The following is a 14,577-nucleotide window of genomic DNA, read 5'->3' on the forward strand; positions in this document are numbered from 1 at the left end:
GGAGCTAGAATGCCAAGGACCACTTATCGACAAAGGGACAAGGTTACCATGCGCGCTCTCAAACACCTGATGCTGGCCAGCCTGCTGGCGTGCGCTCCCCTGGCCGGTTTTGCCCAGGAGTCGGTCGACGGCGAGCCCGACGTAACCATCCGTCAGGAAGGCGACCGTACCGTCGAGGAATACCGCGTCAATGGCTTCCTCTATGCCGTGAAAGTCACGCCCAAGCATGGCAAACCGTACTTTCTGGTGCGCGCAGACGGCAATGACGGCAACTTCGTCCGTTCCGACCAGCCGGACATGCTGATCCCCTCCTGGAAGATCTTCAGCTGGTAACCCATCAACCGCCGGGAGGACAGCATGTCGGTATTCACGCCCCTGCAACGCGATGAACTGGAAGCCTTTCTGGCGCCGTACCGGCTCGGCCGGTTGCGCGGCTTCCAGGGCATCGTCGCAGGCAGCGAGAACAGCAATTTCTTCGTCAGCCTCGAACAGGGCGAATACGTCCTGACGCTGATCGAGCGTGGTCCGACCCAGGATTTGCCGTTCTTCATCGAGCTGCTCGACGTGCTGCACCGCGCCGGCCTGCCGGTGCCCTATGCGCTGCGCAGCGAGCAGGGTGAGGCGCTGCGCAAGCTGGCGGAAAAGCCTGCGCTGCTGCAGCCGCGCCTGCCCGGCAAGCATGTGATGGCGCCCAATCCGCACCATTGCGCCGAGGTCGGCCGGCTGCTGGCGCGTCTGCATCTGGCCACCCGCGAGCACATCCTCGAACGCGCCAGCGACCGCGGTCTGGACTGGATGCAGGAACAGGGGCCAAGCCTGGCGCTGAGCCTGTCCGAGGACCAGCTGCCGCTGTTGCGCGAAGGCCTGGCAGAGATCGCCGAGCTGCGGCCGAAACTCTTCGCCCTACCGCGCGCCAACCTGCACGCCGATCTGTTCCGCGACAACGTGCTGTTCGAAGGCAGCCACCTGACCGGCGTGATCGACTTCTACAACGCCTGCTCCGGGCCGATGCTCTACGACCTGGCTATCGCCGTGAACGACTGGTGCTCGCACCCCAATGGCGAGATCGACGGTGAACGCAGCGAACCACTTCTGGCGGCCTACTCCGCCCTGCGCCGCTTCACCCCGGCCGAAGCCGAGCTCTGGCAGCCGATGCTGCGCGTGGCCTGCGTGCGTTTCTGGCTATCCCGGCTGATCGCGGCGCAGCGTCACGAAGGCAAGACGGACGTGCAGGTGAAAGATCCCGGCGAATTCCATCGGCTGCTGAAAGCGCGCCAGCATCCATCCAGCGCGCTGCCTTTTGCCTTCTAGGTCGATTCCCGCTACCGGCTCGGCGCGAAAGCGTTCAGCACCTCGCAAATTTTCCAGCGCAACTTGCGACCGCCGGGGCTTTACCCCAAAGTGCCGGGCGCACAGGATGCGCGCTGGCGTTAGCCGAAATGCGCGACTCGCCGATCATCGAAAGGAATCGATGCATGCCCTCCATCTATCAGCTCAAGCCCCGTTTTCAGGCACTACTACGCCCACTGGTCCAGCGCCTCCATGACAGCGGCATCACGGCCAATCAGGTCACGCTGGCAGCGCTGGTCGTGTCGCTGGCAGTCGCAGCGGCGGTCGCGCTGCTGATCGAGCACCTCTGGATCTTCCTGCTGATCCCACTGTGGATGCTGCTGCGCATGGCACTGAACGCCATCGACGGCATGCTGGCGCGAGAATTCGGCCAGCAATCGAAGCTCGGCGCCTACCTCAACGAACTCTGCGATGTGTCCGCCGATGCGGCGCTCTACCTGCCGCTCGCGCTGGTGACCGGCGTCTGGCCAGCTGCCGTGGTGCTGGTGGTGGTGCTCGCAGCGCTGACCGAGTACGCCGGTGTACTCGGTCCGATGGTGGGCGCCTCACGCCGTTACGACGGCCCGATGGGCAAGAGCGACAGGGCCTTCGCCTTCGGCGTGCTGGCCACCGGCGTCGCCCTGGGCCTGTTGCCAGCCGCCTGGATCAACGGCTTGTTGCTGCTGATCGCCGGGCTGTCGATCCTCACGCTGAGCAACCGGGTCAGACAAGGCCTGGCGGAAACCGCAGCGGCGCCAGCCGAAGCGGACTGAACCGCCACCCGCCCGCACCACCGACTTTCCGCCCCGATACCGAGGAACCTCCCATGCTCGGCGCCCTGCTCGCCTTCGCGATCACTTCCGTTGCACGCCTGCTAACCGGTACGCGCAGCCTCTGGATCGGCTGCGCGCCGCTCAACCGGCAACGCATCTATTTCGCCAACCACAGCAGCCACGGTGATTTCGTGCTGCTCTGGGCATCGCTGCCGCCTGACCTGCGGCGCAGGACCCGGCCCGTCGCCGGCGCCGATTACTGGCAGAGCAGCGCGCTGCGCCGCTTCGTCATCCATCGCCTGTTCAACGGTGTGCTGGTGGAGCGCGAGCGCAGCGGCCCGGAGTCGAATCCGCTGCAACCAATGCTCGACGCCCTGGCCGGCGGCGATTCACTGATCCTCTTCCCCGAGGGCACGCGCAATCTGGAAGAAGGCCTGCTGCCGTTCAAGAGCGGGCTGTATCGCCTGGGCCTGGCGTGTCCGGACGTGGAGCTGGTGCCGGTGTGGATCGCCAACCTCAATCGGGTGATGCCCAAGGGCCGCAGCCTGCCGCTGCCCCTGCTGTGCAGCGTCAGCTTCGGTGCACCAATGAGTATCGAAAAGGACGAGGACAAAGACGCGTTTCTGCAGCGCGCTCGCCTGGCTCTGCTAGAACTGGCCCCGAAGGAAGACTGACATGGATCGCAATACCCTGCTGCTGTTCGCCGGTATCGGTGCCCTGCTCGCCCTGGCATCGCTGATCGGCTTCGTCCTCAAGCGTCGCAGCGGCGGCGAGAGTCCGGTGATCGACAACCTCAACGCCCGCATCAATGCCTGGTGGGTGATGGTAGCGCTGATCGGTATCGCCTTCTGGCTCGGCCACACCGCCGTGGTGATCCTCTTCTACCTGGTGTCGTTCTTCGCGTTGCGCGAATTCATGACGCTGACGCCGACACGCAGCAGCGACTATCCGGCCTTGGTCGCGGCGTTCTACCTGGTGCTGCCGCTACAGTATCTGCTGGTAGCGGTCGGCTGGTACGGCCTGTTCGCCATCTTCATTCCGGTCTACGTGTTCCTGTTGCTGCCGATCCTGGCGTCGCTGGGTGGCGACACCACGCGCTTTCTCGAACGTGCCTCGAAGGTGCAATGGGGCCTGATGATCGCAGTCTTCTGCGTCTCCCACGTCCCTGCCCTGCTCACCCTGGAAATTGCCGGCTACGAAGGTCGCAACCTGCTGCTGATCGCCTGGCTGATCATCGTCGTGCAGCTCTCCGACGTGTTGCAGTACGTCTGCGGCAAGCTGGCCGGCAAGCGCAAGATCGCGCCGCGTCTGTCGCCGTCCAAGACCGTCGAAGGCTTCGTCGGCGGGATCTTCCTCGCGACACTGATCGGCGCGGCGCTGTTCTGGATCACCCCGTTCGCCTGGTGGCAGGCGGCGCTGATGGCGCTGCTGCTGAACCTGCTGGGCTTCTTCGGCGGCCTGGTGATGTCGGCGATCAAACGCGACCGTGGCGTCAAGGACTGGGGGCACATGATCGAGGGCCACGGCGGCATGCTCGACCGGCTCGATTCGGTCTGCTTCGCCGCGCCGATCTTCTTCCACCTGGTGCGCTACGGCTGGACCTGACCAGCCTGGCACTTGCGCTGCCCGGCGAACCGCCGATCGCCCCGAGGGTCGAACCTGCCACGGCTCTCGGAGCGATTTGCCTCTCGCCTACCGAACGGATCGCCCACCGCTGCTGCGCCACCGCGTTAAGATGGCAGCACGCAGCCGCCGTTTCGGTGCACCAGCTCCGCGATGGTGTCGCCATCGAATTCAGGAATCACCAATGACCCAACGCAACGTAATCAACGCCTCGGTTACCCCCAAAGGCAGCCTGGAAACCCTGTCGCAACGCGAAGTACAGCAACTGAGCGAAGTCGGTTCCGGCAGCACGCACAAGCTGTTCCGCCAGTGTGCCCTGGCAATCCTCAACACCGGCACGCGCATCGATAACGCCAAGACCATCCTCGAAGCCTATGAGGACTTCGAGGTGCGAATCCTGCAGCAGGATCGCGGCGTACGCCTCGAGCTGTTCAATGCGCCGGCCGACGCCTTCGTCGATGGCGAGATGATCGCCAGCACCCGCGAGATGCTCTTCAGCGCGCTGCGGGACATCGTCTATACCGAGAGCGAACTGAGCAGCGCGCGCATCGATCTGAGCACTTCCCAGGGCATTACCGACTACGTCTTTCATCTGCTGCGCAACGCCCGCACGCTGCGTCCGGGCATCGAGCCGAACATGGTGGTGTGCTGGGGCGGCCACTCGATCAGCACCGAAGAGTACAAGTACAGCAAGCGCGTCGGCCATGAGCTGGGCCTGCGCAGCCTGGATGTCTGCACCGGCTGCGGTCCGGGCGTGATGAAGGGGCCGATGAAGGGCGCCACCATTGCCCACGCCAAACAGCGCCGCGTTGGCAGCCGCTATTTGGGGCTGACCGAGCCGGGCATCATCGCCGCCGAGGCGCCGAACCCGATCGTCAACGAGCTGGTGATCCTGCCGGACATCGAGAAACGTCTGGAAGCCTTCGTCCGCGTCGGTCACGGCATCATCATCTTCCCCGGCGGCGTCGGCACGGCCGAGGAGTTCCTCTACCTGCTCGGTATTCTGTTGCACCCGGCCAATCGTGAAGTGCCGTTCCCGGTCATTCTCACTGGGCCTAGCGATGCGGCGGATTATCTGCAGCAGCTGCACGATTTCGTCGGCGCGACCCTTGGCGAGGAAGCCCAGAAGCGCTACCAGATCGTCTTCAACGACCCTACCGAAGTGGCCCGGCAGATGACCGAGGGCCTGCGCGAAGTACGACGGTTCCGCCGCGAGCGCAACGATGCCTTCCACTTCAACTGGCTGCTGAAGATCGAGGAAGGTTTCCAGCGACCCTTCGATCCGACCCACGAGGCCATGGCCAGCCTGCCGCTGCGCCGCGACCTGCCGCCCCACGAGCTGGCCGCCAACCTGCGCCGCGCGTTTTCCGGCATCGTCGCCGGCAACGTCAAGGACAAGGGCATCCGCCGCATCGAGCAATACGGCCGTTACGAGATCCACGGTGACACGGCGATCATGCAACCGCTGGACAAGCTGCTGCAGGCCTTCGTCGAGCAGCACCGCATGAAACTGCCCGGCGGCGTGCCCTACACCCCGTGCTACCGCGTGGTCAGCTGAAGCTGCCGAAAGGCCGGGCGGCAACGCCCGGCCTTTGTTCATACGCGATGCGGCTGCGGCGCCGCCCTGAACACCAGTGCCAACCCCAGCAGAATCGCCCCCATTCCCAGCAAGCCGGTGCGCGACAGCTGATTGCCGAGGAACAGGTAATCCATCCCCACGGTCACCACCGGCACCAGGTAGAACAGACTGGTGACGTTCACCAGATTGCCGGTCTGGATCATGCGGTACAGCAGCAGCTGCGCCGCCACCGAGATCACCAGACCCAACCACAGCACCGGAATGATGAAGCCCGTCACCGCTTCCAGGCGCATCGGCTGGAACGGCACGAACGCCAGGCACAGCAGCAGGCTGACCCCGTACTGGGTCGGCAGCACCTCCACCGGGCTCTGGCGAACGCGCTGCTGCAGGATCGCGCCCACTGTCATGCACAGCAGCGCGCCGAGGGCGAAGAGCATCCCGGCGAGCGAGAAGCGCGCCAGCACCAGACTCTGAAATACCACCGCGGCCAATCCGGCCAGTGCCACCAGTAATCCCAGCAGACGCAGCGGCGAGAAGCGTCGTTCGAGGAGCAACAGGGTGAGAATCGGCTGCACGCCAAGCAGCGTCGCGATCACACCCGGCGTCACGCCATGGGCCATGGCCTGGAAATAGCAGATCGAATAGCAGCCGATCATCAGCAGTCCGGTGGCCGCCGTCTGCCAGACAGTACCAGGCGCCGACCGCCAGCGTCGGCGGTAGAGGCCGATCAACAGAACGGCACCCAGCGCCAGCGCGAAGCGCACGATCAGCAGGGCAAACGGGGTGCCGTGGTCCAGCCCCCAGCGGGTGAAGATTGCCGCGCTGCCCCACAGCAGCACGAACACGGTCATGACGCCGTAGGACGTCCACAACGATTTGTTGAAAGTCATCAGTGATTACCTGTCGAAGCGAAACAGGCTCCAGCGACGCCGAAGCGCGCGCACACCGACCCAGAAGGATCGGAAGCGAAAACCGGAGCTGCGAAGTGTGGGCGGATCAGCCCAGCGCAACCGCCTGTGGAGGTGGTGGCGCGATTGCCGGATCGGCAACGACAGAGGGAGGTGGAGCGAGTGCGCACAACCGGGCCGCGCCGAGATCGACGGGCTTCAGGAGTAACAGGCTGCGAGCAGTGGAAGACATTGGTTCAACGGCCGGACGGCGGTATGGAGAACGAAAACTAGCAGAGCCAGGCCCGCCGGGTAAAGCGGGCCTGACGAGCGTCACGGCAGGCGAAATCAGCGCAAGCCGTTTAGCCGCACTTGGAGTTGCCGCAGTTCAGGCAGGTGGCGCAGCCGTCCATCTGCACCACGGCCTGGGTATTGCACTTGTTGCACAGCTGCGCGCCGGCCGGGAAACCCTCGCCCGGCTCGACCGCCACCGCGCCCTGGCTGGCTTCGTAGGCGGCGCGCTTCTCGGCTAGGTACTTGAGCTGGGTTTCGTCCAGCGCATGACCTTCGAGCATGCCGATGGCGATCAGATGGCGCTCCAGCACCGCACCGATCTCGGCCACGATCGACGGCATGTAGACGCCGCCCTTCTTCAGGTAGCCGCCGCGCGGATCGAACACCGCCTTCAGCTCCTCGACCAGGAAGGTGCAGTCGCCACCCTTGCGGAACACCGCAGACATGATGCGGGTCAGCGCCACGATCCACTGGAAGTGGTCCATGTTCTTCGAATTGATGAATATCTCGAACGGCCGGCGCTGCTCGTGCGGGGTGCCGGCGTTGAGCACTATGTCGTTCACGGTGACGTACAGCGCGTGTTCGAACAGCGGCGACTTGATCTTGTAGGTCATGCCGATCAGGGTTTCCGGACGCTGCAGGCTCTCGTCCATCTCCACCACATTGACGGCCTTGCTCGCCTTGTTATCGGTACTGGCGGCAGCGGCCGCGGGGCGTTCGAGGGCCTCGTCGACGACCTTGAAGCCCTTGATGCGCTGGGTGATCTTTACGGTCATTGTGCAGATTCTCCTGCCGGGCGCAGCGATGGCCCGGCGCTTATACGATTGGCAGTCCGGTTCAGTACTTGCCGTAATAGCCTTCTTTGAGGGCGTCGAACAGGTTGGCGGCGGTGTTCACCTCGCCGTCGTACTCGACCTCCTGGTTGCCCTTGAGCTCGACCACGCTGCCGTCCTCCAGAGTGAAGCGGTACAGGGTCTTTTCCAGATCGGCCTCCTTGACCAGCACGCCCTGGAAGGCTGCCGGATTGAAGCGGAAGGTGGTGCAGCCCTTGAGGCCCTGGCGCCAGGCGTAGCGGTAGATGTCCTTGAACGCCTCGAATGGATAATCGGTCGGCACGTTGGCAGTCTTGGAGATCGACGAATCGACCCAGCGCTGCGCGGCGGCCTGGATATCCACGTGCTGGGTCGGGCTGACGTCATCGGCGGTGATGAAGTAGTCCGGCAGCTTCTCGCCCGGCTCGTCGGAGCCCGGCTTGGCGCGCTCGTTGATCAACGTGCGATAGGCCAGCAGCTCGTAGCTGAACACCTCGATCTTCTCCTTGGCCTTGCGGCCCGGACGGATCAGGTTGCGCGAGTAGTGATGGGCGAAGCTCGGCTCGATGCCGTTGGAGGCGTTGTTGGCCAGGCTCAGGCTGATGGTGCCGGTAGGCGCGATCGAGCTGTGGTGGGTGAAGCGCGCGCCCTGCTCGGCCAGCGCCTCGATCAGCTCGGGCGCGTACTCGGCGATCTTCTGCATGTAACGCGAATACTTGGCGTGCAGCACGCGACCGGCAATCTGGTCGCCGACCTTGTAACCGTCCTTGGCCATCTCCGGACGCTTGCGCAACATCTCGGCGGTGACTTCGAAGGTCTGGCTCAGCAACGGTGCCGGACCCTTCTCCTTGGACAGCTCCAGCGCCTGCTCCCAGCCGACCAGCGCCATCTCGCGGGCGACTTCCTCGGTAAACACGCAGGCTTCCGGGCTACCATAGCGCAGCTTGAGCAGTGTCAGGGTCGAGCCGAGACCGAGGAAACCCATACCATGGCGGCGCTTGCTTTCGATCTCGTGGCGCTGCTGCTCCAGCGGCAGGCCGTTGATCTCGACGACGTTATCTAGCATGCGGGTGAAGACGCGCACCACCTCGCGGTACTTGTCCCAGTCGAAGCGCGCGTCCGCACCGAACGGGTCGATGACGAAGTTGGTCAGGTTGATCGAGCCCAGTAGACATGACCCGTACGGCGGCAGCGGCTGCTCACCACAGGGGTTGGTCGCACGGATCGCTTCGCACCACCAGTTGTTGTTCAGCTGGTTGACGCGGTCGATGAGGATGAAGCCCGGCTCGGCGTAGTCATAGGTGGAGACCATGATCATGTCCCACAGATGCCGCGCCTTGACCCGCCCGTATATCTTGCAGGCCACCAGGCCGTCGTCACGCACGATGTAGCCGTCATGCACTGGCCATTCGCGCCAGAGCACATGCTCGGCGTCCGCCAGGTCAAGCTCGGCGGCTTCCTTGGCGTGCACCGGGAAGATCAGCGGCCACTCGCCATCGACCTCCACCGCCTGCATGAATTCATCGGTGATCAACAGGCTGAGGTTGAACTGGCGCAGTCGGCCGTCTTCGCGCTTGGCGCGGATGAACTCGCGCACATCCGGATGGCCGACATCAAAGGTGCCCATTTGCGCGCCGCGGCGGCCGCCGGCCGAACTCACGGTGAAGCACATCTTGTCGAAGATATCCATGAACGACAGCGGGCCGCTGGTGTGCGCACCGGCACCCGAGACGAAGGAGCCGCGCGGACGCAGGGTGCTGAACTCGTAGCCGATGCCGCAGCCGGCCTTGAGCGTCAGGCCCGCCTCGTGGACCTTGCCGAGGATGTCATCCATCGAGTCGGTGATCGAACCCGAGACGGTGCAGTTGATGGTCGAAGTAGCCGGCTTGTAATCCTGCGCGCCGGCGTTGGAGATGATCCGTCCGGCCGGGATGGCGCCGTTGCGCAGCGCCCAGAGGAAACGCTCGTGCCAGTGCTCGCGCTGCTTGGCCGGCTCGACGTCAGCCAGGGCGCGGGCGACGCGCTGCCAGGTGGCGTCGACGCTGTCATCGATCGGCGTGCCGTCCTTGCTGGTCAGACGGTATTTCTGTGCCCAGATATCTTCGGAAGCCGCCTGCAGGGCGATGCTGGAAGTGCTCTTGCTGTCTGCCGCGATGGGCCCGTCCGTCTTCGCCATGCGCTGCGCATCCTCGTGCCGAAAGTGGGAGAAAAGAAAGCTCGCACGATAGGCGAATTCGACAGGCGCCGTACATGATGCATATCAAACTAGGCAACGCGAACGACGACTGGTGTCAGGCACCGACACCAAGCGTTCGCCAGAAACGAAAAAACCCGCCGAGAGGCGGGTTCTTTCTTCAAGGGCCGATCAATTACTTGATCTTGGCTTCCTTGTAGATCACGTGCTTGCGTACGACCGGATCGAATTTCTTGATTTCGATCTTGTCGGGGGTGGTGCGCTTGTTCTTGTCGGTGGTGTAGAAGTGGCCGGTACCGGCGCTGGACACCAAACGGATCAGGTCACGCATGATTGCTCTCCTTAAACCTTTTCGCCGCGGGCGCGCAGCTCGGACAGAACGACGTCAATGCCGCGCTTGTCGATGATGCGCATGCCTTTGGCACTCAGGCGCAGACGGACGAAGCGGTTCTCCGACTCGACCCAGAAGCGATGATGCTGCAGGTTCGGCAGGAAACGACGACGGGTTTTGTTCATTGCGTGGGAAACGTTGTTCCCGGTTACCGGACCCTTACCGGTAACTTGACAGACTCTCGACATGCCTCAGCCCTCTAAAACCACATGCCCAACCCGGCATGGGTTGGCCGCTTGAATTCACTTGTCAGTTCGGCGCTCAGCGCCACGTTTCATGGGGGTCTTACCGGCCACGTTGCGAACGAAGATACCGGGCCCCTAGAAAAGAGCGCTGCTTTATATCAGAAACCCCCTAGGGCAACAAGCGCGGATTGAAATTTCCGCCCGACTGCCGTGCCTTCGAGAGTTGCTGCTCGATGCCGACCGGGGCCTGAGCACTGCAGCCCGTTCGTCAGCTCACCACCTATATATAGGTGGCAATCAACCTGCGCTACCCCGCGCCTCGTCGCGCAGCTGCCGACGCAGCAACTTGCCCACGGCTGTCTTCGGCAGCTCGTCGCGCAGCTCGAGATAGCTCGGCATCTTGTAGCCGGTGAGGTACTGCCGGCAATGCTCGAGCAACGCCTGCTCGTCGGCCGCATCGTCCTTGAGGCTGACGAAGACCTTCACTGCCTCACCCTTGCGCGCATCCGGTACGCCGACCGCCACGCATTCACGCACGGATGGATGCTGCATCAGCACATCCTCGATCTCGTTGGGAAAGACGTTGAAGCCGGAGACCAGGATCATGTCCTTCTTGCGATCGACGATTTTCACGAAGCCGGCGGCATCCAGCAAGGCGATGTCGCCGGTCTTCAGCCATCCCTCGGGCGTGAACACCTTGGCCGTCTCGTCCGGTCGCTGCCAGTAGCCCTGCATCACCTGCGGGCCGCGCAGCCATAGCTCGCCCGGCATTTCCGGCGCTACGTCGTTGCCCTCGTCATCCACGGTGCGCAGCTCGGTTTCGATCAGCGCCTGGCCGATGTAGCCCTCGCGGTAAGGGCTCAGCTGTGTACCGGTCGCCACAACAGGCGAGGCCTCGGTCAGGCCGAAACCTTCGCGGATCGGCGCCCCGGTCAGTGCCTGCCAGCGACGCCCGACTTCACTGTTGAGCGGCGCGCCGCCGGACGTCGCCCACTTCAGATGGGAGAAATCGATGCTGCGAAACTCCGGGTGATTCATCAGCCCGACGAACAGCGTGTTGATGCCGCTGAGCAGGCTGAACGGATAGCGCTGCATGGCACCGATTGTTTCGTCCAGATTGCGCCCGTCCCGGATGAATACGGTGTGCAGGCCCATGCCCACCGAACTCAGGCAGTTCGTGGCAAAGGCCATGATGTGATACAGCGGCAGCGGTGCGATGCGCACGTCCTTTTCAGGCTCCAGCAGACCCGGCTTGTCGAACAGCTCGATGGTCTGCAGCACATTGGCTAGCAGATTGCGGTGACTGAGCATCGCGCCCTTGGACACACCGGTCGTACCGCCGGTGTACTGCAACAACGCCAGCCGGTCGAGGCCTGCTTCGCGCTCCAGCGGCGGGCTTTCCGCCCCCAGCCGCAGGGCCTGCATGAAGCGCTGCGTTCCCGCCTCGCTGCCTTCGTGAATCGGCCTCTGCAGATCATCGACGCTGGTGAGCATTACGTGCTCCAGCTCGGTGTCCGCCTGCACCGCGCGTACCAGCGGCAGCAGCCGATCGAGCACAAGGATCGCCCTGGCGCCGGAATCGCGGAACTGATGGCGGGCTTCGACGGCCGTGTACTGCGGATTGGTATTGACGATCACCAGCCCGGCCTTGAGTGCGCCAAACACGGCGATGGGATATTGCAACGAATTGGGCAGCTGCAGCGCCAGCCGGTCACCGGGTTGCAGCCCGGCGTGATGCCGCAGGTAGCGCGCGAACGCGTCGGCAAGACTGCCCAGCTCGGCGTAGGTGAGCTGGTCGTCGCCACAGGAAAATGCCGCGCGCTGCGGATGCTTCGCGCAGGCCTGAGCCAGCAGGTCATGGACGTTCTGGTAGCCGCCACGGGCGAGTTCGTTAGCCACGTAGCCTTGCACGGAAGCGGACATCGACATTCTCCAAAATGAATTATTGTTTTACTGTGCGAAACTGGATGTCGAATCCGATAGTAGTAGATCGCTTTTTCCGTCGCAATGATCGCCAATGGCCGCACTGCCCCGCGTCGGGCGATCTGCTATCGTTCGCCACCGCTGCCCACTAGCCAGACAGACCGAGACCATGAGCGACGACATCGAAGACACCGGCACACCCAAGGATCGCAAGTTCGTCGAGGCCCTCGCCCGCGGGCTGGACGTGCTGCGTGCCTTCACCCATGGCTCGGTGGTGATGGGTAATCAGGACATCGCACGCATCACCGGGCTGCCAAAGCCCACCGTGTCGCGCATGACCTACACGCTGACCAAGCTCGGCTACCTCAGCTATTCGCAGCAGCTGGAGAAGTACCAACTCGATTCCGGCGTGCTGGCGCTCGGTTATGCCTACGTTTCCAACCTGCGCGTGCGCCAGCTGGCCAAGCCGTACATGGACGAGTTCGCCCGCCGCACCAACACCACCGTGGGCCTGACCTGCCGCGACCGGCTGTCGATGATCTACGTGGAGAATTGCCGCCCGGCCGAGGTCACCACCCTGCGCATGGACGCCGGCGTGCGTCTGCCGCTGGCCACCACCGCCGCTGGCCGCGCCTTTCTCGCCGCCACCCCGGAGAAGGAACGCGAGCATCTGATGGCCGCTCTGGCCAGCAAGTACGGTGATGACTGGGCCGCCATCGAGGCTTCACTGCACGCCTCGTTCGAGGAGTTCGTGCAGCACGGCTTCTGCCTGTCGCTCGGCGACTGGGACCGCAACGTGATGGCCGCCGGTGTGCCGCTGCACCTGGCCGATGGCAGCATCATGGCGCTGACCTGCGGCGCGCCGTCATTCCAGCTCAGCGAGGAAACCCTGAAGAACTCGCTGGCCCACCAGCTGGAAATGCTCGCTCGGGATATCGAAAGCCTCGGCGTCTGATCGTCAGGCCCTGACGCTGGCCCAGGCGATGTCCGCGAGCAGCTCGCGGCAGTCGGCCAGCGCGGTGCGGGAACGCCCCGCCAGCCAGTTGCGCGCCATGTCGTGGCAGGGTCCGATCACCACCGCGAGAAAGCAGTCGCCGGGCATACGCCGAAAGGCTCCGCTTTCGCGATGGCGCCGCAGAATTGCCCCAACCCGCTCGCCGTGGGTGCGATTGACCTCGCGCAGCTGCTCGCCCATCTCGCCCGCCTCGACCCGCCCGCGGTTGTGCAGGACGAAGCGCGCCCAATCCGGGTTCGCAACCACCCAGTCGATGTAGCTGGTGACGAACAGCCGGACGCAGGCCTCGGCATCCAGCGTCTCGATCAGCCCGGCTTCCAGCAGCGCGGCGTACTCTCCGATGCCTTCCAGATACAGCGCGGCGATGATCCGCTCGCGATTGCCGAAGTGGTGATAGAGGCTGCCGATGCTGGCGCCGGAGCGATCACGAATCATCTCGATGGTGGTCGCCTCCACGCCGAACTCGGTGAAACAGGCGAGTGCGGCCTGAAGGATTTCCTGCTTGCGGCTACTACGGGCCATCCGGCCTCCAGTCTGAACTAGAATATTTTTCTAGAATTATCTTCTGCTCTTCGTATACTGCACCGATCGCAGCAATCGCAGAAGCGCGGAGAACAACAAGATGGCGACGATACAGGTTGAAGAACGCTCCATCGACAACGGCAACGGCCATGCCCTGTCCAGCTACTGGTATCAGCCGAGCAGCCTGCCATGCGGCGTCGTGCTGATCGCGCCGGCGATGGGCGTGCCGCAGCGCTTCTACACCGACTTTGCCAATTGGCTGGCCGGCCAGGGCTATTTGGCGGTAACCTTCGATTACCTGGGCATGGGCCGCTCGCGGCGGGTGCCGCTCCGCCAGTTGAACGTCGACATCCTCGACTGGGCGCGCCACGACTGCAGCGCGGTGCTCGCCGCGGCGGCCGAGGTTGCCGGTGAGCTGCCGCTGTACTGGATCGGCCACAGTGTCGGCGCGCAGATCCTGCCGCTGGTCAAAGGCCATGAGCGCCTGACCCGCATCGTCACCATTGCCGCCGGCAGCGGCTACTGGCGCGAGAACAGCCCGCAGATCCGCAACAAGGCCTGGCTGCTCTGGCATGGTCTGGCGCCCGTGCTGACCGCCGTGGCCGGCTACTTCCCGGGCGGTCGCATCGGGGCGGTCGGCGACCTGCCCGCCGGGGTGATTCGCCAGTGGCGGCGCTGGTGCCTGCATCCGGACTACCTGGTCGGTGTCGAGGGCGAGCCCGTGCGCCAGGCCTTCGCGGCGGTGCGCACGCCCCTGACCTCGCTGTCCTTCAGCGACGACGAAATGATGTCGGCGCGCAACACCGAATCCCTGCATGGCTTCTACAGCTCGGCACCGAAAACCATGCAGCGCATCGCGCCCGCGGAAATCGGCGCCACGCGGATCGGCCACTTCGGCTTCTTCCGTCGCAGTTTCGCCGACAACCTCTGGACGCCACGTCTGTTGCCAGAGTTGGTGCCAGGCCAACAAAAAGCGATGGTGTGAGCCCACAAGCGCACCTGTTTCGCAGGGCGGAACACGGCTAGCATATTTCGAAACATATGCGAGGG

At 64.0% G+C, this 14,577-nt stretch carries 15 protein-coding genes; 8 read left to right on the plus strand and 7 right to left on the minus strand.

The window, feature by feature from the left end:
- Window positions 1–48: 48 nt before the first annotated feature.
- From F753_RS29020 to ppnN, 6 genes are all read left to right on the plus strand, one after another.
- Window positions 49–333 (plus strand): DUF2782 domain-containing protein, encoded by a 285-nt coding sequence (locus F753_RS29020; protein WP_003291686.1) that lies wholly within the window; start codon window positions 49–51, stop codon window positions 331–333.
- A 24-nt stretch (window positions 334–357) separates the two neighbouring features.
- Window positions 358–1,311 (plus strand): homoserine kinase, encoded by a 954-nt coding sequence (locus tag F753_RS29025; RefSeq protein ID WP_023444199.1) that lies wholly within the window; start codon window positions 358–360, stop codon window positions 1,309–1,311.
- Between the two features lie 164 nt (window positions 1,312–1,475).
- Window positions 1,476–2,102, plus strand: coding sequence for a CDP-alcohol phosphatidyltransferase family protein (locus F753_RS29030; protein WP_023444200.1), 627 nt, complete (start codon window positions 1,476–1,478; stop codon window positions 2,100–2,102).
- 53 nt (window positions 2,103–2,155) lie between these two features.
- Window positions 2,156–2,776 carry a lysophospholipid acyltransferase family protein gene (locus tag F753_RS29035; RefSeq protein ID WP_023444201.1) on the plus strand — a complete coding sequence of 207 codons (621 nt, stop codon included), beginning with the start codon at window positions 2,156–2,158 and terminating at the stop codon, window positions 2,774–2,776.
- A gap of 1 nt (window position 2,777) precedes the next feature.
- Window positions 2,778–3,707, plus strand: coding sequence for a phosphatidate cytidylyltransferase (locus F753_RS29040; protein ID WP_023444202.1), 930 nt, complete (start codon window positions 2,778–2,780; stop codon window positions 3,705–3,707).
- A gap of 202 nt (window positions 3,708–3,909) precedes the next feature.
- Window positions 3,910–5,283 (plus strand): nucleotide 5'-monophosphate nucleosidase PpnN, encoded by a 1,374-nt coding sequence (ppnN, locus tag F753_RS29045; RefSeq protein ID WP_014822111.1) that lies wholly within the window; start codon window positions 3,910–3,912, stop codon window positions 5,281–5,283.
- A gap of 38 nt (window positions 5,284–5,321) precedes the next feature.
- On the opposite strand, the gene F753_RS29050 is transcribed toward ppnN, so the two are convergent.
- The 6 genes from F753_RS29050 to F753_RS29070 all read right to left on the minus strand — a co-directional run bounded on the left by F753_RS29050 (window position 5,322) and on the right by F753_RS29070 (window position 11,990).
- Window positions 5,322–6,194 carry a DMT family transporter gene (locus tag F753_RS29050; protein WP_023444203.1) on the minus strand — a complete coding sequence of 291 codons (873 nt, stop codon included), beginning with the start codon at window positions 6,192–6,194 and terminating at the stop codon, window positions 5,322–5,324.
- Between the two features lie 359 nt (window positions 6,195–6,553).
- Window positions 6,554–7,261, minus strand: coding sequence for a TSCPD domain-containing protein (locus tag F753_RS29055; protein ID WP_003284183.1), 708 nt, complete (start codon window positions 7,259–7,261; stop codon window positions 6,554–6,556).
- 61 nt (window positions 7,262–7,322) lie between these two features.
- Window positions 7,323–9,473: an adenosylcobalamin-dependent ribonucleoside-diphosphate reductase gene (locus F753_RS29060; protein ID WP_023444204.1), complete on the minus strand. Its 2,151-nt coding sequence runs from the start codon at window positions 9,471–9,473 to the stop codon at window positions 7,323–7,325.
- A 193-nt stretch (window positions 9,474–9,666) separates the two neighbouring features.
- Entirely contained in the window at window positions 9,667–9,822 is a 156-nt protein-coding gene (rpmG, locus tag F753_RS29065; RefSeq protein ID WP_003284185.1) for a 50S ribosomal protein L33, read from the minus strand.
- Window positions 9,823–9,833: 11 nt separating this feature from the next.
- Window positions 9,834–10,070, minus strand: coding sequence for a 50S ribosomal protein L28 (gene rpmB, locus F753_RS0124625; protein WP_003284186.1), 237 nt, complete (start codon window positions 10,068–10,070; stop codon window positions 9,834–9,836).
- 294 nt (window positions 10,071–10,364) lie between these two features.
- Complete coding sequence (locus F753_RS29070; protein ID WP_023444206.1) at window positions 10,365–11,990, minus strand: AMP-binding protein; 1,626 nt, start codon at window positions 11,988–11,990, stop codon at window positions 10,365–10,367.
- A gap of 169 nt (window positions 11,991–12,159) precedes the next feature.
- Between F753_RS29070 and F753_RS29075 the strand changes: the two genes are divergently transcribed.
- Complete coding sequence (locus F753_RS29075) at window positions 12,160–12,945, plus strand: IclR family transcriptional regulator (RefSeq protein WP_023444207.1); 786 nt, start codon at window positions 12,160–12,162, stop codon at window positions 12,943–12,945.
- Window positions 12,946–12,948: 3 nt separating this feature from the next.
- Here F753_RS29075 and F753_RS29080 read toward each other — a convergent pair whose 3' ends face one another.
- On the minus strand, window positions 12,949–13,527 hold the full coding sequence (locus F753_RS29080) for a TetR/AcrR family transcriptional regulator (protein WP_015278855.1): 579 nt from the start codon (window positions 13,525–13,527) through the stop codon (window positions 12,949–12,951).
- Between the two features lie 100 nt (window positions 13,528–13,627).
- On the opposite strand from F753_RS29080, the gene F753_RS29085 reads away from it, so the two are divergent.
- Entirely contained in the window at window positions 13,628–14,512 is an 885-nt protein-coding gene (locus F753_RS29085) for an alpha/beta hydrolase family protein (protein ID WP_023444208.1), read from the plus strand.
- Window positions 14,513–14,577 lie beyond the last annotated feature (65 nt).

Source organism: Stutzerimonas chloritidismutans AW-1, assembly GCF_000495915.1.
GTDB lineage: Bacteria > Pseudomonadota > Gammaproteobacteria > Pseudomonadales > Pseudomonadaceae > Stutzerimonas > Stutzerimonas chloritidismutans.

Coding starts and splice junctions, on each gene's coding strand:
- F753_RS29020 (WP_003291686.1), top strand. CDS start 49: ATGCGCGCTCTCAAACACCTGATGCTGGCCAGCCTGCTGGCGTGCGCT.
- F753_RS29025 (WP_023444199.1), top strand. CDS start 358: ATGTCGGTATTCACGCCCCTGCAACGCGATGAACTGGAAGCCTTTCTG.
- F753_RS29030 (WP_023444200.1), top strand. CDS start 1,476: ATGCCCTCCATCTATCAGCTCAAGCCCCGTTTTCAGGCACTACTACGC.
- F753_RS29035 (WP_023444201.1), top strand. CDS start 2,156: ATGCTCGGCGCCCTGCTCGCCTTCGCGATCACTTCCGTTGCACGCCTG.
- F753_RS29040 (WP_023444202.1), top strand. CDS start 2,778: ATGGATCGCAATACCCTGCTGCTGTTCGCCGGTATCGGTGCCCTGCTC.
- ppnN (WP_014822111.1), top strand. CDS start 3,910: ATGACCCAACGCAACGTAATCAACGCCTCGGTTACCCCCAAAGGCAGC.
- F753_RS29050 (WP_023444203.1), bottom strand. CDS start 6,194: ATGACTTTCAACAAATCGTTGTGGACGTCCTACGGCGTCATGACCGTG.
- F753_RS29055 (WP_003284183.1), bottom strand. CDS start 7,261: ATGACCGTAAAGATCACCCAGCGCATCAAGGGCTTCAAGGTCGTCGAC.
- F753_RS29060 (WP_023444204.1), bottom strand. CDS start 9,473: ATGGCGAAGACGGACGGGCCCATCGCGGCAGACAGCAAGAGCACTTCC.
- rpmG (WP_003284185.1), bottom strand. CDS start 9,822: ATGCGTGACCTGATCCGTTTGGTGTCCAGCGCCGGTACCGGCCACTTC.
- rpmB (WP_003284186.1), bottom strand. CDS start 10,070: ATGTCGAGAGTCTGTCAAGTTACCGGTAAGGGTCCGGTAACCGGGAAC.
- F753_RS29070 (WP_023444206.1), bottom strand. CDS start 11,990: ATGTCCGCTTCCGTGCAAGGCTACGTGGCTAACGAACTCGCCCGTGGC.
- F753_RS29075 (WP_023444207.1), top strand. CDS start 12,160: ATGAGCGACGACATCGAAGACACCGGCACACCCAAGGATCGCAAGTTC.
- F753_RS29080 (WP_015278855.1), bottom strand. CDS start 13,527: ATGGCCCGTAGTAGCCGCAAGCAGGAAATCCTTCAGGCCGCACTCGCC.
- F753_RS29085 (WP_023444208.1), top strand. CDS start 13,628: ATGGCGACGATACAGGTTGAAGAACGCTCCATCGACAACGGCAACGGC.